This window comes from Actinoplanes sp. NPDC004185, assembly GCF_053603475.1.
This window is the reverse complement of the sequence record NZ_JBSGFR010000039.1, coordinates 19,343-41,292: the sequence shown is the minus strand read 5'-3', so window position 1 is coordinate 41,292 and position 21,950 is coordinate 19,343. Positions and strand designations below refer to the sequence as shown.

At 72.1% G+C, this 21,950-nt stretch carries 17 protein-coding genes and 1 pseudogene; 10 read left to right on the top strand and 8 right to left on the bottom strand.

Annotation, left to right across the window (positions count from 1 at the left end):
- Positions 1-5: 5 nt before the first annotated feature.
- Positions 6-1,499 carry an aldehyde dehydrogenase family protein gene (locus tag ACWEOZ_RS32460; protein WP_451914482.1) on the bottom strand — a complete coding sequence of 498 codons (1,494 nt, stop codon included), beginning with the start codon at positions 1,497-1,499 and terminating at the stop codon, positions 6-8.
- 57 nt (positions 1,500-1,556) lie between these two features.
- Between ACWEOZ_RS32460 and ACWEOZ_RS32455 the strand changes: the two genes are divergently transcribed.
- A complete protein-coding gene (locus ACWEOZ_RS32455; RefSeq protein WP_451914481.1) occupies positions 1,557-1,892 on the top strand; it encodes a hypothetical protein in 336 nt (111 codons plus the stop codon).
- A 4-nt stretch (positions 1,893-1,896) separates the two neighbouring features.
- On the top strand, positions 1,897-2,697 hold the full coding sequence (locus ACWEOZ_RS32450) for an alpha/beta hydrolase (protein WP_451914480.1): 801 nt from the start codon (positions 1,897-1,899) through the stop codon (positions 2,695-2,697).
- Positions 2,698-2,704: 7 nt separating this feature from the next.
- On the opposite strand, the gene ACWEOZ_RS32445 is transcribed toward ACWEOZ_RS32450, so the two are convergent.
- From ACWEOZ_RS32445 to mce, 4 genes are all read right to left on the bottom strand, one after another.
- A complete protein-coding gene (locus ACWEOZ_RS32445) occupies positions 2,705-3,871 on the bottom strand; it encodes an AI-2E family transporter (protein WP_451914479.1) in 1,167 nt (388 codons plus the stop codon).
- A gap of 94 nt (positions 3,872-3,965) precedes the next feature.
- Complete coding sequence (locus ACWEOZ_RS32440) at positions 3,966-5,648, bottom strand: Laminin subunit beta-1 (RefSeq protein WP_451914478.1); 1,683 nt, start codon at positions 5,646-5,648, stop codon at positions 3,966-3,968.
- A 229-nt stretch (positions 5,649-5,877) separates the two neighbouring features.
- Complete coding sequence (locus ACWEOZ_RS32435; RefSeq protein ID WP_451914477.1) at positions 5,878-7,176, bottom strand: DivIVA domain-containing protein; 1,299 nt, start codon at positions 7,174-7,176, stop codon at positions 5,878-5,880.
- Positions 7,177-7,456: 280 nt separating this feature from the next.
- Positions 7,457-7,891 carry a methylmalonyl-CoA epimerase gene (mce, locus tag ACWEOZ_RS32430; RefSeq protein WP_451914476.1) on the bottom strand — a complete coding sequence of 145 codons (435 nt, stop codon included), beginning with the start codon at positions 7,889-7,891 and terminating at the stop codon, positions 7,457-7,459.
- 76 nt (positions 7,892-7,967) lie between these two features.
- Here mce and ACWEOZ_RS32425 point away from each other — a divergent pair, with 76 nt between their 5' ends.
- The gene (locus tag ACWEOZ_RS32425) at positions 7,968-9,152 is read left to right on the top strand and encodes an acetyl-CoA C-acetyltransferase (protein WP_451914475.1); all 1,185 of its coding nucleotides are present in this window, start codon (positions 7,968-7,970) and stop codon (positions 9,150-9,152) included.
- 37 nt (positions 9,153-9,189) lie between these two features.
- Positions 9,190-10,155 (top strand): methylmalonyl Co-A mutase-associated GTPase MeaB, encoded by a 966-nt coding sequence (gene meaB, locus ACWEOZ_RS32420; RefSeq protein ID WP_451914474.1) that lies wholly within the window; start codon positions 9,190-9,192, stop codon positions 10,153-10,155.
- Here the strand turns inward: meaB and ACWEOZ_RS32415 are convergent.
- Positions 10,152-10,748, bottom strand: a complete 597-nt coding sequence (locus ACWEOZ_RS32415; protein WP_451914473.1) for a PadR family transcriptional regulator — start codon at positions 10,746-10,748, stop codon at positions 10,152-10,154. The two genes, meaB and ACWEOZ_RS32415, sit on opposite strands and share 4 nt — an antisense overlap.
- A gap of 61 nt (positions 10,749-10,809) precedes the next feature.
- On the opposite strand from ACWEOZ_RS32415, the gene ACWEOZ_RS32410 reads away from it, so the two are divergent.
- The 3 genes from ACWEOZ_RS32410 (at position 10,810) to ACWEOZ_RS32400 (ending at position 14,808) form a co-directional block, all read left to right on the top strand.
- A complete protein-coding gene (locus ACWEOZ_RS32410; RefSeq protein WP_451914472.1) occupies positions 10,810-11,991 on the top strand; it encodes an FAD-dependent oxidoreductase in 1,182 nt (393 codons plus the stop codon).
- An 86-nt stretch (positions 11,992-12,077) separates the two neighbouring features.
- Entirely contained in the window at positions 12,078-13,595 is a 1,518-nt protein-coding gene (locus ACWEOZ_RS32405; protein WP_451914471.1) for a diguanylate cyclase domain-containing protein, read from the top strand.
- A gap of 94 nt (positions 13,596-13,689) precedes the next feature.
- Positions 13,690-14,808, top strand: a complete 1,119-nt coding sequence (locus ACWEOZ_RS32400) for a sugar ABC transporter substrate-binding protein (RefSeq protein ID WP_451914470.1) — start codon at positions 13,690-13,692, stop codon at positions 14,806-14,808.
- A gap of 5 nt (positions 14,809-14,813) precedes the next feature.
- Here the strand turns inward: ACWEOZ_RS32400 and ACWEOZ_RS32395 are convergent, their stop codons facing one another.
- Together ACWEOZ_RS32395 and ACWEOZ_RS32390 are read right to left on the bottom strand one after the other, a co-directional pair.
- Entirely contained in the window at positions 14,814-15,428 is a 615-nt protein-coding gene (locus ACWEOZ_RS32395) for a Pr6Pr family membrane protein (protein WP_451914469.1), read from the bottom strand.
- 73 nt (positions 15,429-15,501) lie between these two features.
- Complete coding sequence (locus ACWEOZ_RS32390; RefSeq protein WP_451914468.1) at positions 15,502-17,040, bottom strand: M4 family metallopeptidase; 1,539 nt, start codon at positions 17,038-17,040, stop codon at positions 15,502-15,504.
- Between the two features lie 159 nt (positions 17,041-17,199).
- Between ACWEOZ_RS32390 and ACWEOZ_RS32385 the strand changes: the two genes are divergently transcribed.
- From ACWEOZ_RS32385 to ACWEOZ_RS32375, 3 genes and pseudogenes are all read left to right on the top strand, one after another.
- Complete coding sequence (locus ACWEOZ_RS32385; RefSeq protein WP_451914467.1) at positions 17,200-18,873, top strand: acyl-CoA mutase large subunit family protein; 1,674 nt, start codon at positions 17,200-17,202, stop codon at positions 18,871-18,873.
- Positions 18,874-18,956: 83 nt separating this feature from the next.
- Positions 18,957-19,871 carry a tetratricopeptide repeat protein gene (locus tag ACWEOZ_RS32380; RefSeq protein ID WP_451914466.1) on the top strand — a complete coding sequence of 305 codons (915 nt, stop codon included), beginning with the start codon at positions 18,957-18,959 and terminating at the stop codon, positions 19,869-19,871.
- 20 nt (positions 19,872-19,891) lie between these two features.
- Positions 19,892-20,792: pseudogene (locus tag ACWEOZ_RS32375) on the top strand (arginase family protein); the annotation flags it as partial.
- Positions 20,793-21,950 lie beyond the last annotated feature (1,158 nt).

Here is a 21,950-nt window from a genome sequence, read left to right as displayed (position 1 = left end):
CGGTTCTAAGGGCGGCGGCCGTAGAGCAGCTTGACGGCCTTGACGATTCTCGCGACCTGGGCCGGGGTGCGCTCGAAGGTCATCGCGGGCAGCAGCGACGGTCCCCGCCGTACGGTGATCGACTTGGCCCGGCCGAACTCGCGCAGCCCGTCCTCGCCGTGGATGCGGCCGAAGCCGGAGTCGCCGACCCCGCCGAACGGCAGGGTGGCCATCCCGACGAAGCTCAGCGTCGAGTTCACCGCGACCATGCCGGTGTGCAGGCGCCGGGCGATCCTGATCCCGTTGGCCTTGCCGAAGACCGCCCCGCCCAGCCCGTACGGCAGCGCGTTGGCCCGGCTGATCGCCTCGTCGGTGTCGGCCACCTTGGTGATCGTCACCGTGGGACCGAAGGTCTCCTCCCGGATCGCGGCCGAGTCCTCCGGCACGTCGACCAGCACGGTCGGGGCCACGTTGGGCGGCTGCACGGCGTCGGCGCCACCGAGCAGCGCCCGGCCGCCACCGGCCAGCGCGTCGTCGATGTGCCGGCGGATGACGTCCACCTGGCCGGGCATGGTGATCGGCCCGATCTCCTCGCCCAGGCGCAGCTTGCCGGCCTTCTCGACGACGGCCGCGACGAAGGCGTCGTAGACCGGCGCGACCGCGTAGACCCGTTCGATGCCGATGCAGGTCTGCCCGGCGTTGGTCATCGAGCCCCAGACGGCCGCCTCGGCCGCGGCGTTCACGTCCGCGTCGGCGTCGACGATCAGCGCGTCCTTGCCGCCGGCCTCGAGCACCACCGGGGTGAGCGTCTCGGCGCAGGTGGCCATGACCTTCTTGGCGGTGGCGGTGGAGCCGGTGAAGGCGATCTTGCCGACCCCGGACCGGCACAGCGCGGCGCCGACGTCACCGAGGCCGTGCACGACCTGGAACACCGGTTCCTCGGGCACGATCTCGGCGAACGCGTCGGCCAGCCACTGGCCCACCGCGGGGGTGTACTCGCTGGGCTTGAGCACGACCGCGTTGCCGGCGGCCAGCGCACCGCTGATCGGGCCCAGCGGCGTGAGGATCGGATAGTTCCACGGCCCGATCACGCCGACCACGCCGTACGGCTGGTACTCGAGGTGGCCGGAGTGCTCGGCGACCAGCAGCCGGGTCCGCATCCGGCGCGGGCCCAGCACCCGCTTGGCGTTGCGGGCGGCCCAGTCGATGTGCTCGATCGCCGCGGTGGCCTCGACGATGGCGTCGGCGAGCGGCTTGCCGGTCTCCGCGCGGGTGAGCGCGGCCAGCTCCTCGATGCGCTCGGCGAGCAGGGCCCGCCAGCGCAGCAGCCGGGTCCGGCGGCCGTCGAAGTTGAGGCCGGCCCACCAGGAGCCGGCGGTGCGGGCGCGCTCCACGGCGGCCTCGACCGCCTTGTCGTCCGAGATCGGGACGCGGCCCGCCTCGGCGCCGGTCGCAGGGCTGGTCGAGACGAGGAAACCGTCCTCGACCACGGGCATGCCGGGAGTACGGGTAGCCGTCATGAACGTGAGTCTAAGTCGCATTCAGCGTGCCGCACCTCACACGTACGCTTGATTATCGTGAGTCCTCGCCGTAACCGCCCCCGACGCGACGCCGCGCCCACCCCGCTGGGCGACGAGCGCGCCCGCAAGGGCATCGAGGGCGTCCAGCAGTACCAGGACGGCGAGTGGATGGTCCGGTCGATCTTCGGCGGCGCGGCCACCAAGACCTACCGCTGTCCCGGCTGCATGCAGGAGATCCGCCCGGGCGTCGCGCACATCGTCGCCTGGCCGGCCGACGAACGGGGCGACGAGAGCGACCGGCGGCACTGGCACACCGGCTGCTGGCGTGCCCGCGACCGGCGCGGCCCGGGGGTGGAGCGCTCACGCAACGCCCCCCGCTATGGACGAGGATAGGGACGTGACCAACCAGATCCGTGCCAACTCTGTGCTGCCCGCCCGGCGCGAGGACATCACCCTGCACACCGCTGACGGCCTCACCCTGGTCGGTGAGCTGGCCCGGCCGGAGTCCGGCGAGCCCGTGGCCACGCTGATCTGCCTGCACCCGCTGCCCACCCACGGCGGGATGATGGACAGTCACGTCTTCCGCAAGGCGGCCTGGCGGCTGCCCGCCCTGGCCGGGGTGGCGGTGCTGCGCTTCAACACCCGCGGCACGTCCAGCGTGCGCGGCACCAGCGAGGGCCAGTTCTCCTCCGGCGTCGACGAGCGCTTCGACGTCGCCGCCGCGATCGAGTACGCGGAGTTCCACGACCTGCCGAACATCTGGTTGGTCGGCTGGTCCTTCGGCACGGACCTGACGCTGATGCACGGGCTGGACCCGGCCGTCACGGGCGCGATCCTGTTGTCCCCGCCGCTGCGCTTCTCCCAGCCGGAGCACCTCGCTGCCTGGGCCGCCGGTGGCAAGCCCCTGACCGCGCTCGTGCCCGAGCTCGACGACTACCTGCGGCCGGCCGAGGCACAGTCCCGCTTCGCGGCGATCCCGCAGGCCGAGGTCGTCGGGGTGCCCGGCGCCAAGCACCTGTGGGTCGGCGACGCCGAGAAGGTGCTGGACGAGATCGTGCGACGGGTCGCCCCGGACGTGCCGGTGCCGCTGCCGCGGACCTGGGACGGGCCCGTCGAGGCGGGCGACATGAACGCGTACGCCGACCGTACGGTGGCCGCCTTCGCCGACGTGCCCGTCCCCAAGCCGCTGGCCGACTGACCGAGCCCTACTTGTTCTCCATGCTGGGGTTGACCACCTCGCGGACGATGAGCTGGATCGCCGCGACCATCGGGATGGCGATCAACGCGCCGATCACCCCGAAGAGCCCCACGCCCAGCAGCGCGGCCGTCACCGCGGCCACGTCGCTGACCTTCACCGACCGGCGCATCACGTTCGGATAGATCAGGTAGTTCTCCACCTGCTGATAGATCACGAAGAAGACGATGCAGGCGATGCCGGTCGGCAGGGAAGCGGCCAGCCCGACCAGGCTGACGACGACCGCGCCGAGCGTCGCCCCGATCTGCGGGATCAGGTCGCAGACGGCCACCACGACCGCCAGCGCGAACGGGTAGGCCAGCCCCACGATCATCGCGAACACCCAGGTGCTCAGCCCGGCCAGCACGGCGATGGCGATCGCCCCGACCATGTACGCGCCGACCTTGCCGAGGATCTCGTCGGTGAGCAGCCGCACCCGCTGCCGCCGGGAGCGCGGGACGAGGGCGTACCCGCCTTCCTTGATCCGGTCGAACGCCGCCAGGAAGTAGATGACCAGCACGAGCACGGTCAGCACGTTGAAGATCGTGCCGAACACCAGCCGTGCGCCGCCGACCACGCCGCCCAGCGCGTTGGTGACCGTGCCCGCGTCCAGAGCGCTCTGCACCCGGGACAGCACGTCGTACCGCTGGACCAGGTCGCGGATGGTCTCGTTGCGCTGCAGGCTCTCGATGAAGCCCGGCACGTTCTCGATGAGCTGCCCGGTCTGGGTGACCAGAGGCGGCACCAGCGCGAAGACGCCGCCGCAGAGCAGCAGCACGACCGCCAGCGCGATGACGGTCACGGCCAGGCCGCGGGGCAGACCCCAGCTGCGCAGCCGGGTGACGGCCGGGTTCAGGCCGATGGCCAGGAACAGCGCGATGAAGATGAGCACCAGGATGGACGCCGCGTTGCGCAGGCCCAGGAAGATCCCGTACGCCGTGAGCAGGCCCAGCCCGCCCAGCAGCCCGACCAGGAACGGGTTGCGCCGGTTGAGCGGGGGACCGGGCGGACCGAACTCCCCGTCAGGGTGCTGGTCGCCCGCCGGTGGCTCCGGCCCGGCCTCGGGTGGGGGCGCCGGCGAGGCGTCGGCGTCGTCCTCGACCGGGCGGGGCTTCTCGGCCGTCACCGGGACCTCCACAGGAACGGGGGAGGCCCGGGCAGCGGTGGACCACCGGTGCGGCGACCGGACTTCCCGGCGCGCAGAGTATCGCCAGGGGTAAAGACGTCGCCGGTCAGTCGGCGTCGACGCCGACCCGGTTGCCGGCCGGGCGGGTGGTGACCTTGGCCGAGGCGCTCACCTTGGCCGGTGCCGGCGAGCCGGGGGCAGCGGCCTTGTCGGTCGGCGCTGCCTTCTCGGCCGATGCGGGCTTGTCGGCCGATGCGGGCTTCTCCGGGGCGGCGTGCTGGCCGGCCGACGTCACCGAGGCCTGCCCCGTCGCCGTCACCGGCTGAGTGGTCGCGGGCCGGGCGGTCGTGGGCTGGGCGGTGGCGGGCTGGGCGGTGGCGGGCTGGGCAGCTCCGGCCGGGCTCGGGGTGGTCGCCGGCCGGGCGGCTGCGGCCGGGCTCGGGGCGGCGGGACTCGGGGCAGCCGGGCTCTGGGCGGCCGGGCGCTGGGCAACCGGACTCTGGGCGGCCGCGGGCGCTGCCTGCTCCGGCTCGTCATCGTCGTCGGGGTCCGGGGATGCCGCGGCGGCGAGCACGGCGGCCGAGGCCAGCTCGGCGACGCGCTTGGCCTCCCGCTGCACCTGGCGGCGGACCTCGGTGGCGCGGCGCTCGGCGGCCTCGCCGGCCCGCTTGGCCTCCTCGACGTGCACCAGCTCGCGCTCCAGCTCGGCCTTGACCTCGATCAGGCGCTGCTGCACCCGCTGCGTCTCCTGCTCGGCCTGCCCGGCCCGCTCGGCGGCGTCGGCCGCCTTCTTCTCCGCCTCGGCGACCTTGGCCTGGGCGGCCGCCAGATCGCGGCCGGCCGCGGCGATCTTGTTCTGCTGGCCGGCGATCTCCTGGCGGATCGCGGTGGCCTGCTCGTCGGAGCGGCGCAGGATCTCCTCGGCGTACTTGTCGGCCTCGCTGCGCAGGTCGGCGCACTGCTTCTCGACCGCGGCGCGCATCTGGGTGAGCTCCTGGGTCAGCTCCTGGCGGCGCTGCGCGATCTCGCGGTCGACGGCGGCCTTGAGCTCGGTGCGCTCCCGGTCGGCCTCCGCGCGCTGCTTCGCCACGTCCTGCTGGGTCTTGTCGCGCAGAGCCTTGATCTCCTGGTCGGCCTGGACCCGGGTGGACTTGACGTAGCCCTCGACCTCGGCCCGCTGGCGCTGCACCTCCTGCGCGGCGCGCTCGGTGAGCTGCTGGGCCTCGGCGCGGGCCCGGGTGAGGGTGGACTCGGCCTCGGCGCGCAGCTGCTCGGCGGCCTGGCGGCTGCCCGCGACGGCCTTCTCGGCGGCGGCGCGGCGGGCGGCGTCGACCTTCTCCTCCTCGGCCCGGCGGGCGGCCAGGGCGATCTCGAAGTCGCGGATGCCGTCGTGGGCGTGCGCCTCGGCCTCGGCGCGGATCCGCTCGGCCTCGGCGAGCCGGGCGGCGATGTCGTCGGTGGCGGAGCTCTTGATGTCGGCGGCGACCTCCTCGGCCTTGGCCAGGATCTCCTCGACCTTCGGCCCGAGGTGCCGGAAGGAGACCTCGGCCAGGCCCGGCTGGCGCCGCGACTGGGCGGCCTCCTGCTGCAGGCGGTCGATCTGCCCGGCCATCGCCTGGATCTGCGAATAGGCCTGCTCACGCTCACTGACCAGGGCGGCGATCTCGTTCTCGGCCCGCGCCACGTAGCGTTCGACCTGCTTCTTCTCGTAACCCCGCAGGGCGGTCTCGAAGCTGGGCTCGGAGGCAGCGTCTCCACCGAGACCGAAGATTTCCCCGCCGTGCGACATGCTTTCCATCCTCACATACGCATCGTCCCGTGACGTGTCGATACACACCGGCCTGGCGGGACTATGCGTCTGGTTGCGATTTGTCTGGGCTCAGGCTACTGGCGGAAACAAACGGGCCGTACCGGAGTCCTCCGGTACGGCCCGCAGTTGCTTCGTTCAGCCCACCCGGTCATCTCAACCGTGGCGCACACCGAGGAGTGGCGCAACCGGTGACCGAGTGGTGAACGACTCAGCTCGTCTTGGCAACCGCCTCGGGCTTGCCGGCTTCGTCGGCCTCGGCCGGCCGCTGGGCCGGGGTGTCCGCCTTGGCCTCGGCCTGCTTGACGGCCTCGGCCGCCTTGGCCGCCGCACCGACGGTCGGCACCAGGCCGGAGAGGCCGGAGAGCATCTGGCCGAGCTGGTTGGTGACGGCGTCCTTCTGCCGGGTGAGGTCCTCGACCTCGCGCTTGGCGGCCTGCGTGGTGAGCTCGGCCTCGGTGCGGGCCTCGCTGAGCAGTCGCTGCGACTCGGAACGGGCCTCGCTGACCGTCTTCTCCGCGAGGGCGCGGGCCTTCTCGACGGTCTCGATGGCGGTGCGCTCGGACTCGACACGGCGGCTCTCGGCGCGCTGCTCGATCTCCTTGGCGCGGTCCTCGGCGGCGCGGGCCCGGCCCTCGGCCTCGGCCACCATCTTCTGGGTGGCGCTGACCTGGGCGGCGTGCCGCTGCGACTCCTCGCGCTCGCTCTTCTCCCGGCGCTCGGCGGTCTCCAGCGCGAGGGCCTGCAGGTCCTTGTCGCGCTTGTCGCGGGCGTCGGTGAGCATCTTGGTGGCCTCGGCGCGCTTCTCCTCGGCCTCCCGGGCCGCCTTGGCGCGCAGCTGGGTGATCTCGCGCTCGGCGGTGGCCCGCAGCGAGGCGACCTCGCGCTCGACGGTCGACTTGAGCTCGGCGACCTCGTGTGCGGTGACCGTGCGCAGCTGCTTGGTCTCGCGGTCGGCGTCGGAACGCAGCGTGTCGGCCTCGCGCCGGGCCTGCACCCTGTTCTCCGCGGCCTCGCGCTCGGCCTGCGTGCGGACCTGCCCCGCCTCACGCTCGGCTGTCGCCTTCATCGCGGCGGCCTCGGCCCGCGCCTTGTCGGTGATCTCGCGGGCCTCGAGGCGCGCGGCGGAGAGGATGCCCTCGGACTCCCGCTTGGCCTCGCTGCGGTGGTCGTTGGCCTGTTCCTCGGCCAGCCGCAGGATCTGCTCGACCCGGGTGCCCAGCCCGGAGAGGGTCGGCCGGTTGTTCTCCTCGAGGAGCTTGTTGCTGTCGGCCAGCTTCTGCTCGAGGGCGTTGAGGCGCTGCTCCGCCTGCCGCAGCCGGCGCTGCGCGTCGTTCATCCGCTGCTCGGCCTCGCCACGGGCCTGCTCGGACTGGTTCAGGGCGGCGATGAGCCGGCCGAGGTGGGCGTCCACCTGTCCGCGGTCGTATCCACGCAGGACAACGGTGAAGTCGGTCTGCGAATTTGCGGTCTCGAAGAACGCGAGATTGGCATCCTGCTGCTGGGGCATTGGGACATACTGGCAGACCCCCCAGGGGGCCACGCAAGACCGTACGGGCCGGGTATTCCGCCCTGTGATCACCTCGGAGCCGCCTGCCGAAGGCCGAGGTCGGCCGTTCGGGTGGCGTCGAGCTGCGCGCGCCAGCGCAGCGTTGCCGCGCCACTACCTGCTGTGCCGCCCCGAAGCAGAAGATCGTCTCACAGGGGTGCCGGCTGCTGCTGGATGATGGCCCCGATCCTGCCAGTCCGCAGCCCTGCCGTCAGGATGTTTCACCCGCAAGGCGTACGAATCAGGCAGGCTGCACGAGCTCCACCAGAACGCCCCCGGCGTCCTTGGGGTGCACGAAGTTGATCCGCGAGCCGGCCGTCCCCCGGCGCGGCTCGTCGTAGAGCAGCCGCAGGCCGCGGGCGCGCAGGGCGGCACTCGCCGCCTCGACGTCGGCCACCGTGTAGGCGAGCTGTTGCAGGCCGGGACCGCTGCGATCGAGGAACTTCGCGATCGCGGAGTCGGGGCGCAGCGGCGCCAGGAGCTGGATCCGGGCGCCCGTGCCGTCGTCGCCGGCGGCCAGCATGGCCTCCCGGACCCCTTGCTGCTCGTTCGTCTCCTGGTGCACGCACCGCATCCCGAACGCGCGAGCATAGAAATCGATGGCCTCGTCGAGATCGGCCACGGCGATCCCGACGTGATCCACTCGCAGCAGGCCCACGGGCGGCAGAGAATCCATGCTGGAGAGTGTACTAGGCTGTACTTAACCATCGTTCAGGCCGCCATCCCTAGGGCCGACAGAAAGCGAAGCTCCCGTGACCAGCTCGGTGATCGTCAGCGGCGCCCGTACCCCCATGGGCCGCCTCCTCGGCAACCTCAAGAACGTGCCCGCCACCGCCCTCGGCGGGTACGCCATCGCCGCCGCCCTCGAGCGCGCCGGCGTGGCCCCGGAGCAGGTGCAGTACGTGATCATGGGCCAGGTCCTGCAGGCCGGCACCGGGCAGATCACCGCCCGGCAGGCCGCCGTGGCCGCGGGCATCCCGATGACCACGCCGGCGCTGACCGTCAACAAGGTCTGTCTCTCCGGCCTCGACGCCATCGCCCTGGCCGACCAGCTCATCCGGGCCGGCGAGTTCGACATCGTGGTGGCCGGCGGCATGGAGTCGATGACCAACGCGCCGCACCTGCTGATGGGCCAGCGCCAGGGCAAGAAGTACGGCGACATCCTGGTCCGCGACCACACCGCCTTCGACGGCCTGATGGATCCGTGGGACGGCATCTCCATGGGCGAGTCCACCGAGCGCAGCGGCGCCGAGCTGGGCATCAGCCGCGCCGAGCAGGACGCCTTCGCTGCGCTGAGCCACCAGCGCGCGGCCGCCGCCCAGCGCGAGGGACGCTTCGCCGAGGAGATCGTGCCGGTCAAGGCCGGCCTGCGCGGGGTCGACAAGCTCATCGACACCGACGAGGGGGTCCGCCCGGACGCGACCGCCGAGTCGCTGGGCGGCCTGCGTCCCGCGTTCGCCAAGGACGGCACGATCACGGCCGGCAGTGCCTCGCCGATCTCCGACGGCGCCGCCGCGGTCGTGGTGATGAGCCGGGCCAAGGCCGAGGAGCTGGGGCTCACCTGGCTGGCCGAGATCGGCGCGCACGGCAACGTGGCCGGCCCGGACAGCTCGCTGCAGGCCCAGCCCGCGAACGCGATCCGGCACGCGCTCGGCAAGGCCGGGCTGACCGTCGCCGACCTCGACCTGATCGAGATGAACGAGGCGTTCGCCCAGGTCGTGCTGCACTCGATGCGCGAGCTCAAGGTCAACGAGGACATCGTCAACGTCAACGGCGGCGCGATCGCGCTGGGCCACCCGATCGGCATGTCCGGCGCCCGGCTGGTGCTGACCCTCGCGATGGAGCTCAAGCGGCGTGGCGGCGGGCTCGGCGCGGCCGCGCTCTGCGGTGGCGGCGGCCAGGGTGACGCGCTGCTGCTCACGGTGCCCGCCGCCTGATCGTGGAGAAGGCTGGATCGTGGGGGAGGATGGCGGAGTGACCATCTCCGCGCGGCCGGGCCGCGACGTGCCGACGCTCGTGGCCCGGGCCCGGGAGGGCGATCCCCGCTCGGTGGCCCGGCTGATCAGCCTCGTGGAGAACGGCGACCCGAAGCTGCCCGAGGTGGCCGCCGCGCTGGCCCCGTACGCGGGCCGGGCCCAGATCGTCGGCCTGACCGGCTCGCCCGGCGTGGGCAAGTCGACCACCACCAACGAGCTGGTCCGCGCCCTGCGCGCCGCCGGGCACCGGGTCGGCGTGCTCGCGGTCGACCCGTCCAGCCCGTTCACCGGGGGCGCCATCCTCGGCGACCGGATCCGGATGCAGGACCACACCGGCGACCCCGGCGTCTACATCCGCTCGATGTCCAGCCGCGGGCAGCTCGGCGGGCTGGCCGCGGCCACCCCGCAGGCGGTGCGCGTGCTCGAGGGCGCGGGCTGCGACGTCGTGCTGGTGGAGACCGTCGGCGTCGGGCAGGCCGAGGTGGAGATCGCCTCGCTGGCCGACACCACGCTGGTGCTGCTGGCGCCCGGGATGGGCGACGCGATCCAGGCGGTCAAGGCCGGCATCCTGGAGATCGCCGACGTCTTCGTGGTCAACAAGGCGGACCGGCCGGGCGCCGACGCCACCTACCGCGACATCCAGGGCATGTTGTCGCTGGGCGAGCGTGCTGCCGGGGACTGGCGGCCGCAGGTGGTGCGGGCGGTGGCGGTCAAGGGCGAGGGCATGGACGACGTGGTCGCGGCGATCGAGAAGCACCGCGCCTGGCTGGAGTCCGGCGGCCGGCTGCAGGCCCGGCGCGAGGCGCGGGCCGCCGCGGAGGTCGAGGCGATCGCGCTCGGCACGCTGCGGGCCCGGCTGGGCTCGCTGCGCGAGGGTACGGCGCTGAGCGACCTCGCCGCCCGGGTGGCCGCGGGCCGGCTGGACCCGTACGCCGCCGCGGACGACCTCATCAAGGATCTCTAGCCGAAGCGGGCGAGCGTCTCGGCGATCAGGCTCTCGTTCCAGTCGAGCCGCCCGCTGCCCAGGTCGTCGATCAGCGCCCGCAGCCATTCCAGCTCGGCGCGCAGCATGGTGGCGCGGTATTCGTCCTCGATCAGGAACAGCCGGGGCAGGCCGGGCGGCGCCTGCTTTTCGAGCTGGGCCAGCTTCTCGGCCTGCACGGCCACCCTGCTCTCCAGCAGCGTGCGGACCTCGGCCGGGTGCAGGATCGGCAGGAACGCCAGCGCGACGGGGAACTCGGGGAACTCCCGGGCCGGGGCCGGCAGCATGGCGGTCAGCCAGCGGCGCAGCGTCGCCGCGCCTTCCTCGGTGATCTCGTAGACCGTGCGTTCCGGGCGTCCCGCCTCGCGTGCGGTGCCGCCGGGCCGGGCCAGCCCGTCCCGGACGAGCCGGTCCAGGGCCTGGTAGACGCTGTTGCGCTGGGCCACGTTGACCAGCTGGTCCTGGCCGCGTTCCTTGATCATCTGCTGCATCCGGTACGGGTGCATGGGCGCCTCGAGCAGCAGGGCCAGCAGCACCATCGCCAGCGTGGACCGGCGCGGCTCCGCAGTCGTCATGGCCTCAGCCTAGGGGTTTTTCGGGGTTGCCTCTCATAGTCATGGCATGGATAGTCATCTCATGACTAAAAAAGCTGTCGTGGCGGGTGGCGGCATCGCCGGCACCATCGCCGCCATCGCCCTGCACGACGCCGGGTTCGCCCCGGTCATCCACGAGGCCCACGACCGCGGGGCCGACGAGCGTGGCTCCTTCCTCACCGTCGCCGTGAACGGCCTGGCCGCTCTGCGCACGCTGGGTCTCGACCCGGGCCGGCTCTTCGCCGCGGGCTTCGCGACGCCGGCCATGGTGCTGCGCAACTCCGGTGGCCGGCAGCTCGCCCGGCTGCCGCTCGGAGGCCCGGACGCGGACGGCACCACGACCACGACGATCCGGCGCGCCGACCTCTACCTGGCCCTGCGTGGCGAGGCCGAAAGACGCGACATCCCGATCCGGTACGGCAAACGGCTCACCGGCCGCACCCGTACGCCGAGCGGGGTGACAGCCCAGTTCGCCGACGGCACCACGGCCGAAGGTGACCTGCTGGTCGGCGCCGACGGTCTGCACTCGGGGACCCGCGCGGCGCTGGACCCGGCGGCGCCCGCACCGCGCTACCTGGGTCTGCTGAACGCGGGCGGCCTCACGACCGGCCCCGTCCCGACGGAGCTGCGCAGCGAGCCGGGGGTCATGCAGATGGCCTTCGGGCGGCGGGCGTTCTTCGGCTGGGTCACCGCCCCCGACGACTCGGTGTGGTGGTTCGCCAACCCGCCACGCCGGCTCCCGGTCGAGCCGCGTGAGTTCACCCCGGCCGCCTGGCGGGCCGAGCTGCTGGAGCTGTTCGCCGGGGACGAGGTACCGGCGGCGGCGCTGATCCGGGCCAGTACGGAGATCGTCGGCCCGTGGAACACCTGGGACCTGCCGCGGGTGCCGGTGTGGCGCGACGACCGCACGATCCTGATCGGCGATGCCGCGCACGCCGTCTCACCGTCCTCGGGCCAGGGTGCGTCGATGGCGATCGAGGACGCTGTCACCCTGGGGCGCTGCCTCCGGGCCCGGACGGACATCGCCGGTGCGCTGGCCGACTACGAGCAGCTGCGCCGCACGCGGGTGGAGAAGGTGGTCGCGTACGGGCGGCGCAGCGGCAGCACCAAGACCGCCGGTCCGATCGGCGCGGCTGTCCGCGACGCGCTGACGCCCCTGGTCATGCGCCTGCTGCACCGCAAGGGCGACCCGCAGGCCTGGATCTTCGACCATCGGATCGGCTGATCTGCTCAGCCCGGCTCGTCCGCTGCCGATCGGACGGTTCAGTCCTCCCCGCAACTCAGCGGTGACGACCGGCGAACGAGGTGACCATGCGGCGGCGGAAGCTGCGCCCGGGGCGGCGCGCCGACCCGCTGGTCGTGGTGCTCCTGCTGCTCGCGGCGGCGGCTGTCATCGGCTTCGCCCACCGGCGCGCCGGGACCGGGTCGCAGGTGACAGCGTTCTGGCTGCTCATGACCGCCGTGCACGGCTGCTTCGCGGTCCTCGCGGCGCGGCTCGCCCGGGCCGGCCCGGCGGTCGCCCGGCGCCTCTGGCTGTCGTTCACCCTGGCCGGCGCCGCCTTCTTCGTCGGTGACGTGGGCCAGCTGGTGGCGGTCGCCCGCGCGCCGCTGGCGCCGTCGTCCGTGGTCGGGACCGCGTTCCAGTTCTCCTCGGTCGCGGTCGGGATGGTGCTGCTGGTCGCCGGCCTGCTGCGCTATCCGCTCGGCGTCCTGACCGGCAGCGCCCGGGCCCGGCTGCACCTCGACGCTGCCACGGTGCTGGCCGCGGCCACGACGTTCGGTCTCTGGCTCTTCGAGGTGCCGGCCGGGCCGCGTGACGCCGGCTGGGCGCTCGGCCTGGCCGTGGCGCTGCTGGTGATGCCCGGCGTGTTCCTCGTGGCGATCTTCGCGGTGCTGCGGCTGGCGCTCAGCGGGCGGACCCCGTTCACCCGGATGTGCGGGATCGCCGGGGGCGTCGCGGCGGGCCTGCAGGCCGTGCTGCAGACGGTGCCGGGCTCGGTCTACCTGATGCCGCGGTACATGCCCTGGCTGCTGGCCGGCAACGTGGTCGCGAGCACCTTGCTGGCCCTGGTCGCCCGCCTCCAGCAGCTCGGCGCGGGTGACCTGCCGCAGTCCGGCGCACGGGACCGGCGCCGGCCGTACAGCGTGCTGCCGTACGCGGCGATGGCCGCCGTCTGGGCCCTGACCCTGACCGTGCTGGTGACCGGGGGCCTGGACGCGCGCTCGTGGGTGGTCGGCCTTGGGGCGTCGGTGACCACGGTGCTGGTGATCGGCCGGCAGCTCAATTCGTTGCGGCACATCACCGAGCTGCTGCGCGAACGCGACGAGCTCACCGCCCGCCTGACCGAGCTGGCTTACCACGACGCGCTCACCGGCCTGGCCAACCGCGGGCTGTTCATGCGGCTGCTGGACGAGGGACTGGCGGCCGGGCCGGTGACCGTGCTGCTCATCGATCTCGACGATTTCAAACCGGTCAACGACGCGTTCGGGCACGCCACCGGCGACCAGCTGCTGATCGAGGTGGCCCGGCGGTTGCGCGCCGGGGTGCGCGCGGGCGACACCGTGGCCCGGCTGGGCGGTGACGAGTTCGCCGTCCTGATGCCCGGGCTGGCCGCCTTGCGAGGGACCGAGGTGGTGCGGGAGCTGACCGGCAGCCTGCTGGGCACCGTCCGGATCGGCTCGGCCGACGTGCCGCTGCGGGCCAGCATCGGCCTGGCCACCGGGCGGCCCGGCGAGCACGACCCGGACAGCCTGCTGCACGCCGCCGACATGGCCATGTACGCCGTCAAGCAAGCTCGCCGGCACCTCACTGCCAGTGACCTTCGGTAGCGACGCGTATCCATTGAGTCGCGGCCGCGATCAACGGGTTACCCAGCGCCGATGCCTGGTAACCTTGCCGCCCTGTGCCCGGGAGGAAGTCGCGATGCGTACGAAAATGGTCGCTCTGGTAGCGGTGGGTCTGCTCACCCTCGGTGGCACCGCCGCCTGCACCGACGATGACGGTGACGCCGCCGGTTCCGGCGGCAACGGGGCCCGTGGTGGCTCCGGCAGCGGCAAGGTCGGCGTCATCCTGCCCGACACCACGACGTCGCAGCGCTGGGGCACCGACGACCCGAAGCTGCTGAAGGCCGCCTTCGACGCCGCCGACGTGCCGCTGGACATCCAGAACGCGCAGGGCGACAAGGCGAAGTTCGTGCAGATCGCCGAGAGCATGATCGCCAGCGGTGTGAAGGTCCTGATGACGGTCAACCTCGACCCGGCCAGCGGCAAGGCCGTGCTCGACAAGGCCAAGGCCGCGGGCGTCAAGACCATCGACTACGACCGCCTGACGCTCAACGGCGGCGCGAACTACTACGTCAGCTTCGACAACGTCGCGGTCGGCAAGCTCCAGGGCGAGGGCCTGGTCAAGTGCCTCGCCGACAAGAAGGCCAAGCTGCCTCTGGTGGCCGACCTGAACGGCTCCCCGACCGACAACAACGCGACCCTGTTCAAGGTCGGTTACGACTCGGTCCTGCAGCAGCGGTACGACGACGGCTCCTTTCTGAAGGGCCCGGACCAGTCGGTCACCGACTGGAACAACAAAGAGGCCGGCGTGGTCTTCGCGGAGATGTGGCAGCAGACCGGCAAGCAGATCGACGCGGTGCTGGCCGCCAACGACGGCCTGGGCAACGCGGCGATCGAGATCCTCAAGAAGGACAAGAAGAACGGCGTGGTCCCGGTGACCGGCCAGGACGCCACGATCCAGGGATTGCAGAACATCCTCGCCGGTGACCAGTGCATGACGGTCTACAAGGAGATCAAGAAGGAAGCCGAGGCGGCCGCCGACCTCGCCATCAAGCTGTACAAGGGCGAGAAGCCGACCATCAAGGGCACCGGGGTCAAGGACCCCGAGTCGGGCGCCTACGTGCCGGCGGTGCTGCTCCAGCCGACGGCCATCGACATCACCAACATCAACAAGGTGATCAAGGACGGCTTCGTCGAGAAGAAGGCCGTCTGTGCGGGTCGCTTCGCCGCCCTCTGCAAGGAGAACGGCATCAAGTAGCGGCCTCAGGCCGTCGCGCGGCGCCGGCGCAGCAGCCGGCCGCTCCAGCGGTCGATCGCGACGAAGAGCAGGCCGAGGATCCAGAAGGCGACGGCGAAGGCGGCCGAGCTGATCGAGACGCCGTCGTAGCCCAGCTCGCTCACGTCGATGAACGGGTACGGGTACTTGTCCACGACGAGTCCCCGGATCAGCGCGAAGGCCAGGTAGCCCAGCGGGAAGGCCAGCCAGTACAGCGCGTGGCGCCACCGGAAGCGGCCGCGCTCGTCGAAGATCAGCCAGTCGAGCACCGCGAGCAGGGGCACCACGGTGTGCAGAAGCTGGTTGCCGATGGCCTCCGGCAGGTTGCGGTGCACCGGGTCTACGGCGAAGCCGCTGGCCGGATTGGTCAGCACGAGGTGGTAGACCAGGCCGGTGATCGCGACGTAAAGGGTGACCGCGCCCTTGAGGGCAGCCGGTGTGTCGCGCCCCCGGAACGCCGCCCAGGCCGCGAAGACGCCGTACGCGACGTTGCTCTGGATCGTGAAGAAGGGCAGCAGGCCGGACACGGTCGCGGGCCCGGCCGCGGTCAGCACGACGCCGGCGATCACCGCGACGACGGCGATCAGCCGCATGATCTTCATGGCGACACGGTAATGCCCGGCGGTGCTCGTGGCACCGCCGGGCATCCTCAGCACGGTCGATCTGTCCGGTGCGTCAGCAGGCCGCGTCGGTGCCGGTCACGTTGACCGCGGTCCAGGCCTTCTGCACGGCCTTGTACTCGGTGCCGCACCGGCCGTAGAGGTCGGTCGCCGCGGAGAGGGTGTAGCCGCGGGCGGCCTTGTAGTTGGTGCTGGAGGTGAAGTAGGTGCTCAGCGCCCGGTACCAGATGGCGGCGGCCTTGGTGCGGCCGATGCCGGTCACCGCGGTGGCCGAGCCGCACAGCGGCGAGGTCCCGTACGCGGTGGCGCCGGTGCCCTCGGCCAGGTTGAAGAAGAAGTGGTTGCCGACGCCGGAGGAGTAGTGCACGTCGACGTTCTTCGTGGTGCTCGACCAGCAGCCGATGCCCTTGCCGTCCAGCGTCGGGTTGTACATGTAACGCAGCGGCTTGCCGTTGCCGCTGATGTTGACCTTCTCGCCGATCAGGTAGTCGCCGGCGTCGACGCTGTTGGCCGCGGAGAACTCGACCATCGTGCCGAAAATGTCGGAGGTGGCCTCGTTCAGGCCGCCGGACTCACCGGAGTAGGTCAGGTTGGCGGTGCGCTCGGTGACGCCGTGCGACATCTCGTGGCCGGCCACGTCCAGCGAGACCAGCGGGCGGGTGTTGCCGCTGCCGTCGCCGTAGGTCATCGACGAGCCGTCCCAGAACGCGTTGACGTACGCGTTGCCGTAGTGCACCCGCGACGGGACGCCGGTGCCGTTGTTGAAGATGCCCTTCCGGCCGAAGGTGTTGTTGTAGTAGTCGTAGGTCTTGGCTGCGCCGTAGTGGGCGTCCACCGCGGCCGACTGCCGGTTGGAGGTGGCGCCGGTGCCCCACACGTTGTCCGCGTCGGTGAACAAGGTGCAGGTGCCCGAGGTCTTGTTGTTCATGTCGCAGGTGGTGCCGTTGCCGTGCGCGGCGTCCTTGAGGCTGAAGCTCGACGTCGACACCTGGGTCGTGTTGATCGACACGGCCCCGGAGTAGACGCTGTTGCCGGTGGCCGTCTCCACGGTGTCCCACGAGCTCAGCACCGCGCCGGTGTTGGCGTCCGTGACGACGTGCAGCTTCGACGGCGTCTGGCCGTCCTCGCCGAAGCCCTCGACGACCGTCTCGTAGGCCAGCGTGCCGGTGCCGCTGGTGGCGTCGACAACCAGCTCCGGGGCGCCGACCGCGCCGACCGTACCGGTGAAGTGGGCCTTGGCGGTCGCGCTCGCGGAGGCGGCGGCCCGCTTCGGGGTGGTGCTCAGGCTCAGCGGCGCGGCCAGGCCGACCGACGCCTGGCGGAAGGCCCCGTCCTTGGTGCCGTGCAGGACGAAGTCGCCACCGAGGACCCGCAGGCCCTCGTACGTGCGGGTGTAGCGCACGTGGCTCGTACCGTCGGCGTCCTTCGCGGTCGCCTTGAGCGCGAAGGCGTCCGCGGCGCCGGCCTTGACGGCGGCGCGGTGCGCGGACGGCGAGAGGGGATCGGGCGCGGCGGCAGCTGACGTCGCGCCCACGCCCGCCAGCAGACCGCCCATGAGCAGGGCGGAGCCGACAGCAGCGAGAGATCGTTTCACGGGGACTCCTGAACGGTGGGGGACCGTGGCGGTAGCCACACCTGTAGATATATCGATTCATGCACATGCTGTGAACATGCTGAAAACGTCATAGCTTTCGTGAGAGCAAGACGCCCGAGGCCTTAGCGATCGTTCAGCTTTGGGCCTACGATGTGCGCCATGGACGCAGCCGACATCGCCGCCGGCCGGGAGCGCTGGCAGCAGCGCTACGACGCCGCCCGCAAGCGCGACGCAGACTTCACCACGTTGTCCGGGATGCCCGTCGAGCCCGTGTACGGGCCCGCCGACGGGGACAGCTACGCGGACTTCGGCCGGATCGGCTGGCCGGGTGAGTTCCCGTACACCCGCGGCCTGTACCCCACCGGCTACCGCGGCCGCACCTGGACCATCCGCCAGTTCGCGGGGTTCGGCAACGCCCGGCAGACCAACGAGCGGTACAAGATGATCCTCGCCGCCGGTGGCGGCGGGCTGAGCGTGGCGTTCGACATGCCGACGCTGATGGGCCGTGACTCCGACGAGCCGGAATCGCTCGGCGAGGTCGGCCACTGCGGGGTGGCGATCGACTCGGCCGCCGACATGGAGGTGCTGTTCGACGGCATCGACCTGCAGCAGACCACCACGAGCATGACCATCTCGGGCCCGGCCGTGCCGATCTTCGTGATGTACCTGGCCGCCGCCGAGCGGCAGGGCGCCGACATCAGCAAGCTCGACGGCACCCTGCAGACCGACATCTTCAAGGAGTACATCGCGCAGAAGGAGTGGCTCTTCGCCCCCGAGCCGCACCTGCGCCTGATCGGCGACCTGATGGAGTACTGCGCGGCCGAGATCCCGAAGTACAAGCCGCTCAGCGTCTCCGGCTACCACATCCGCGAGGCCGGCTCGACCGCCGCGCAGGAGCTGGCGTACACGCTGGCCGACGGCTTCGGCTACGTCGAGCTGGGCCTGTCCCGCGGCCTGGACGTCAACACCTTCGCCCCGGGTCTGAGCTTCTTCTTCGACGCGCACGTCGACTTCTTCGAGGAGATCGCCAAGTTCCGCGCCGCCCGCCGGATCTGGGCCCGGCACCTGCGCGACGACTACGGCGCTACCAGCGAGAAGGCGCTCTGGCTGAAGTTCCACACCCAGACGGCCGGGGTCTCGCTGACCGCGCAGCAGCCGGTCAACAACGTCGTGCGGACGGCGGTCGAGGCGCTCGCCGCGATCCTCGGCGGCACCAACTCACTGCACACCAACGCCCTCGACGAGACCCTCGCCCTGCCCACCGACGAGTCCGCCGAGATCGCCCTGCGCACCCAGCAGGTGCTGATGGAGGAGACCGGGGTGACCAACGTGGCCGACCCGCTCGGCGGCTCGTGGTACCTCGAGGCGCTCACCGACCGCATCGAGGCGGAGGCCGAGGAGATCTTCGCCCGCATCCGCGAGCTCGGCCACGACGGCAGCATGACGGCCGGCATCCTGCGCGGGATCGAGGACGGCTGGTTCACCGGCAACATCGCCGAGGCGGCCTTCGTCTACCAGCAGGCCCTGGAGAAGGGCGAGAAGCGGATCGTCGGCGTCAACGTGCACACCGGCACGGTCGCCAAGGACCTGGAGATCCTCCGGGTCTCCCACGAGGTCGAGATCGAGCAGAAGCGCGCGCTCGCCGAGCGCAAGGCCGGGCGCGATCCGGTACGCACCCAGCAGGCGCTGGAGCGGCTCGTGGCGGTCGCGCGCACGACGGAGAACATGATCCCCGCCATGCTCGACGCGGCCCGGGCCGAGGCCACTCTGGGCGAGATCTGCGCGGCGCTGAAGGGGGAGTGGGGCATCTACCGCGAGCCGGCCCGCTTCTGACCGGCCGCACCCCCTGTGACGTCCGATATCACCAGCCCGGCGGCGCGGCGAACAGTCCGGCGCGCGTGCGAGACTAGATAACCATGAGCGACCCACGGACCACTCCGTCGATCTTCACCCGCGGCGCGGTCGATCTCGGTGCACTGCGCCCCGCGAGCAAACCCGCACCCGCGGGTCCCGCCGGCCCGGCCGCGAGCCCCGCCGCCGCCCCGCAGCCGGGTGGTGCGCCGCCCGCGGTCATCGACGTGACCGAAGCGAACTTCCAGACGACCGTCCTCGAACTGTCCATGACCACCCCGGTGATCCTGGACTTCTGGGCCGAGTGGTGCGAGCCGTGCAAGCAGCTCTCCCCGGTCCTGGAGAAGCTCGCGGCCGAGGGCGGCGGCAGCTGGGTGCTCGGCAAGGTTGACGTGGACGCCAACCCGCGGCTGGCCCAGGCGCTGCGCGTGCAGGGCATCCCGATGGTGATCGCGGTGGTCGGCGGCCAGCTCGTCGAGGGCTTCACCGGCGTGCTGCCCGAGGCGCAGGTCCGGCAGTACATCGACGCGGTGCTCAAGGCCGGCGGCGTCGAGGTCACCGCCCCCGAGGACCCGCGGCTCGACGCGGCCGACGACGCGCTGATGACCGGTGACCTGGACGCGGCCGAGGCGGCGTACCGGAAGATCCTGGCCGAGTCGCCGCAGGACCACGCGGCGGAGTCCGGCCTGGCGCAGGTCGAGCTCTACCGCCGGGTCACCGGCGTGGACGCGGAGAAGGCGCTGGCCAAGGCCGCGGCCGACCCCGACGACGTGGCCGCCCAGCAGCTCGCCGCCGACATCGAGGTCCTCAGCGGGCAGGCCCCCGAGGCCTACGAGCGGCTGGTCGCGGCGGTGCGGCGGTCCAGCGGCGAGGAGCGGGACAGCGTACGCAAGCATCTGCTGTCACTCTTCAACGTGGCCGGACCCGACGATCCGGCTGTGGCGAGCGCGCGGCGCGCGCTGGCCCGCGCGCTCTTCTAGGCAAAGGTACGGGGGGCTCCATGCGCCGCATCGCCGTGCTCGACGCACCGTCCAACCTCGGCCTGCGCCCGCCGACGGCGACGTCGGTGCCGGGCTGCGCCAAGGCGCCCGGAGCTCTCCGTGACCACGGCCTGCTGCGCCGCCTCAACGCCCGCGACGCCGGCTGCCTGACCCCGCCCCGGTACGACCCGGGCGACTGGCGGCCCGGCGACGGGGTGTGCCACGCGCCGGAGATCTCGGCGTACTCGCGGAAGCTGGCCGACCGGATCGGCGCCATCCTCGACCAGGGCGAGTTCCCGGTGGTCCTGGGCGGCGACTGCTCGATCGTGCTCGGCTCGGCGCTGGCCATGCACCGCCTCGGCGAGGCGGTCGGCGGCCGGATCGGCCTGGTCTTCGTGGACGGCCACTCGGACTTCCGCCACCCGGGCAACGCGTCCTACGTGGGCGCGGCCGCCGGCGAGGACCTGGCGCTGGTCACCGGCCGGGGCCAGACCGACCTGGCGGCGATGGAAGGCCGGCGGCCGTACTACCGCGACATCGACGTGGTGGTGATGGGCATCCGGGCCCAGGACGAATACCGCCTCGACCTGCAGGCGGCCGGCATCGTGACCCGCCCGGTGCCGACCCTGCGCGTGGAGGGCGCGGCCCGCAGCGCCCAGTGGGCGCGCGACCAGCTGGTCGACTGCGCGGGTTACTGGGTGCACATCGACGTGGACGTGCTGGACCCGGCGGTGATGCCGGCGGTGGACGCGCCCGAGCCGGGCGGCATCGCGTTCCCGGAGCTGGAGATCCTGCTGGCCGGGCTGGTGGAGTCGCCGCACTGCCTGGGCGTGGAGATCACGGTCTTCGACCCGGACTACGACCCGGACGGCAAGTACGCGGAAGAGATCACCTCGGCGATCGTGGCCGGGCTGAAGCCGGCTCAGCTGGTCGACGCCCGCCCGGACCTGGTCGCGGCCCGTCGCGACCTCGCCGGTCCCGGCCGTCTGGGTCCCGGGCGGCCCGGTACGGGCCCGGGGCGGCTTGCCCCGGGGCAGCGAGGACCGGCCGAGCAGGACCCGGTCGAGGCAAGACGGGCCGCAGCGGCCGGCGAAGACGTGCGGGCCGCGGCGGCGGGAATGTCGAACGGGGAGTCCCTGGCGACAACGCTGGCTGGGATTTCGCTGGCTGGGGAGCTGCCGACGTTCCCGGCCGCGGAGGCGGAAGCGGCGTCGGATCAGGCGGAGTTCGAGGCTTTCTCCCGGCGGGCCGATCCGGACGGCGTTTCGGCCCGGCAAGACTCCCGCTCGCCCTTCGCCGGGCCGGGTGACGAGGATGCCGTTGCCTCGCCCTTCTCCGAGTCGGACGACATTTCTGACGCTGCCTCAGCTCTGGATGACGGTGTTGCGTCGCTTTCCGCCGGTATGAGTCGGGGTCTCGCGTCGCCCTTCGCGGACGCCGATGACGGGCCCGAGGTTTTCTCGCCGTTCTCCGGTCCGGGCGACGCTCCTCAGGACGGTGCCATGGATGACGCCGGGCGGCCTGAAGGCCCGGATGCCGATTGGCACGACTCGGGATCGGCTGATCTGGGCGTCGACGCGGGCGACGATCACCCTGCGGCGACCGTGGATGCCGGGGAGAACGAGCCCGAAGAGACAGCGAACCTGAACTCGGTCGCCGGCCTGCACTCGGTCGCTGACCCGGGCTCGGTCGCCGGCCTGGGCTCGGTTGCTGACCTGGGCTCGGTTGCTGACCTGGGCTCGGTTGCTGACGCGGGCTCGGTCGTCGACCCGGAGTCGGTCGCTGACCCGGAGTCAGTCGCCGACCTGGGCTCGGTCGCTGACCCGGAGTCAGTCGCCGACCCGGAGTCGGTCACCGACCATGGCGATGGGGACGCCTTCGAGGGGCCGGATTACGAGCCGGCACCGGATTCTGAGCCCAGGCACGATGATCTCGACCGGCCGGCCGCCGAGCACGCCCACGACGAAGCAGGCTTCGCCGAGACCGCCGAGACCGCCGAGACCGCCGAGACCGCCGAGACCGCCGAGACCGCCGAGACCGCCGAGACCGCCGAGACCGCCGAGACCGCCGAGACCGCCG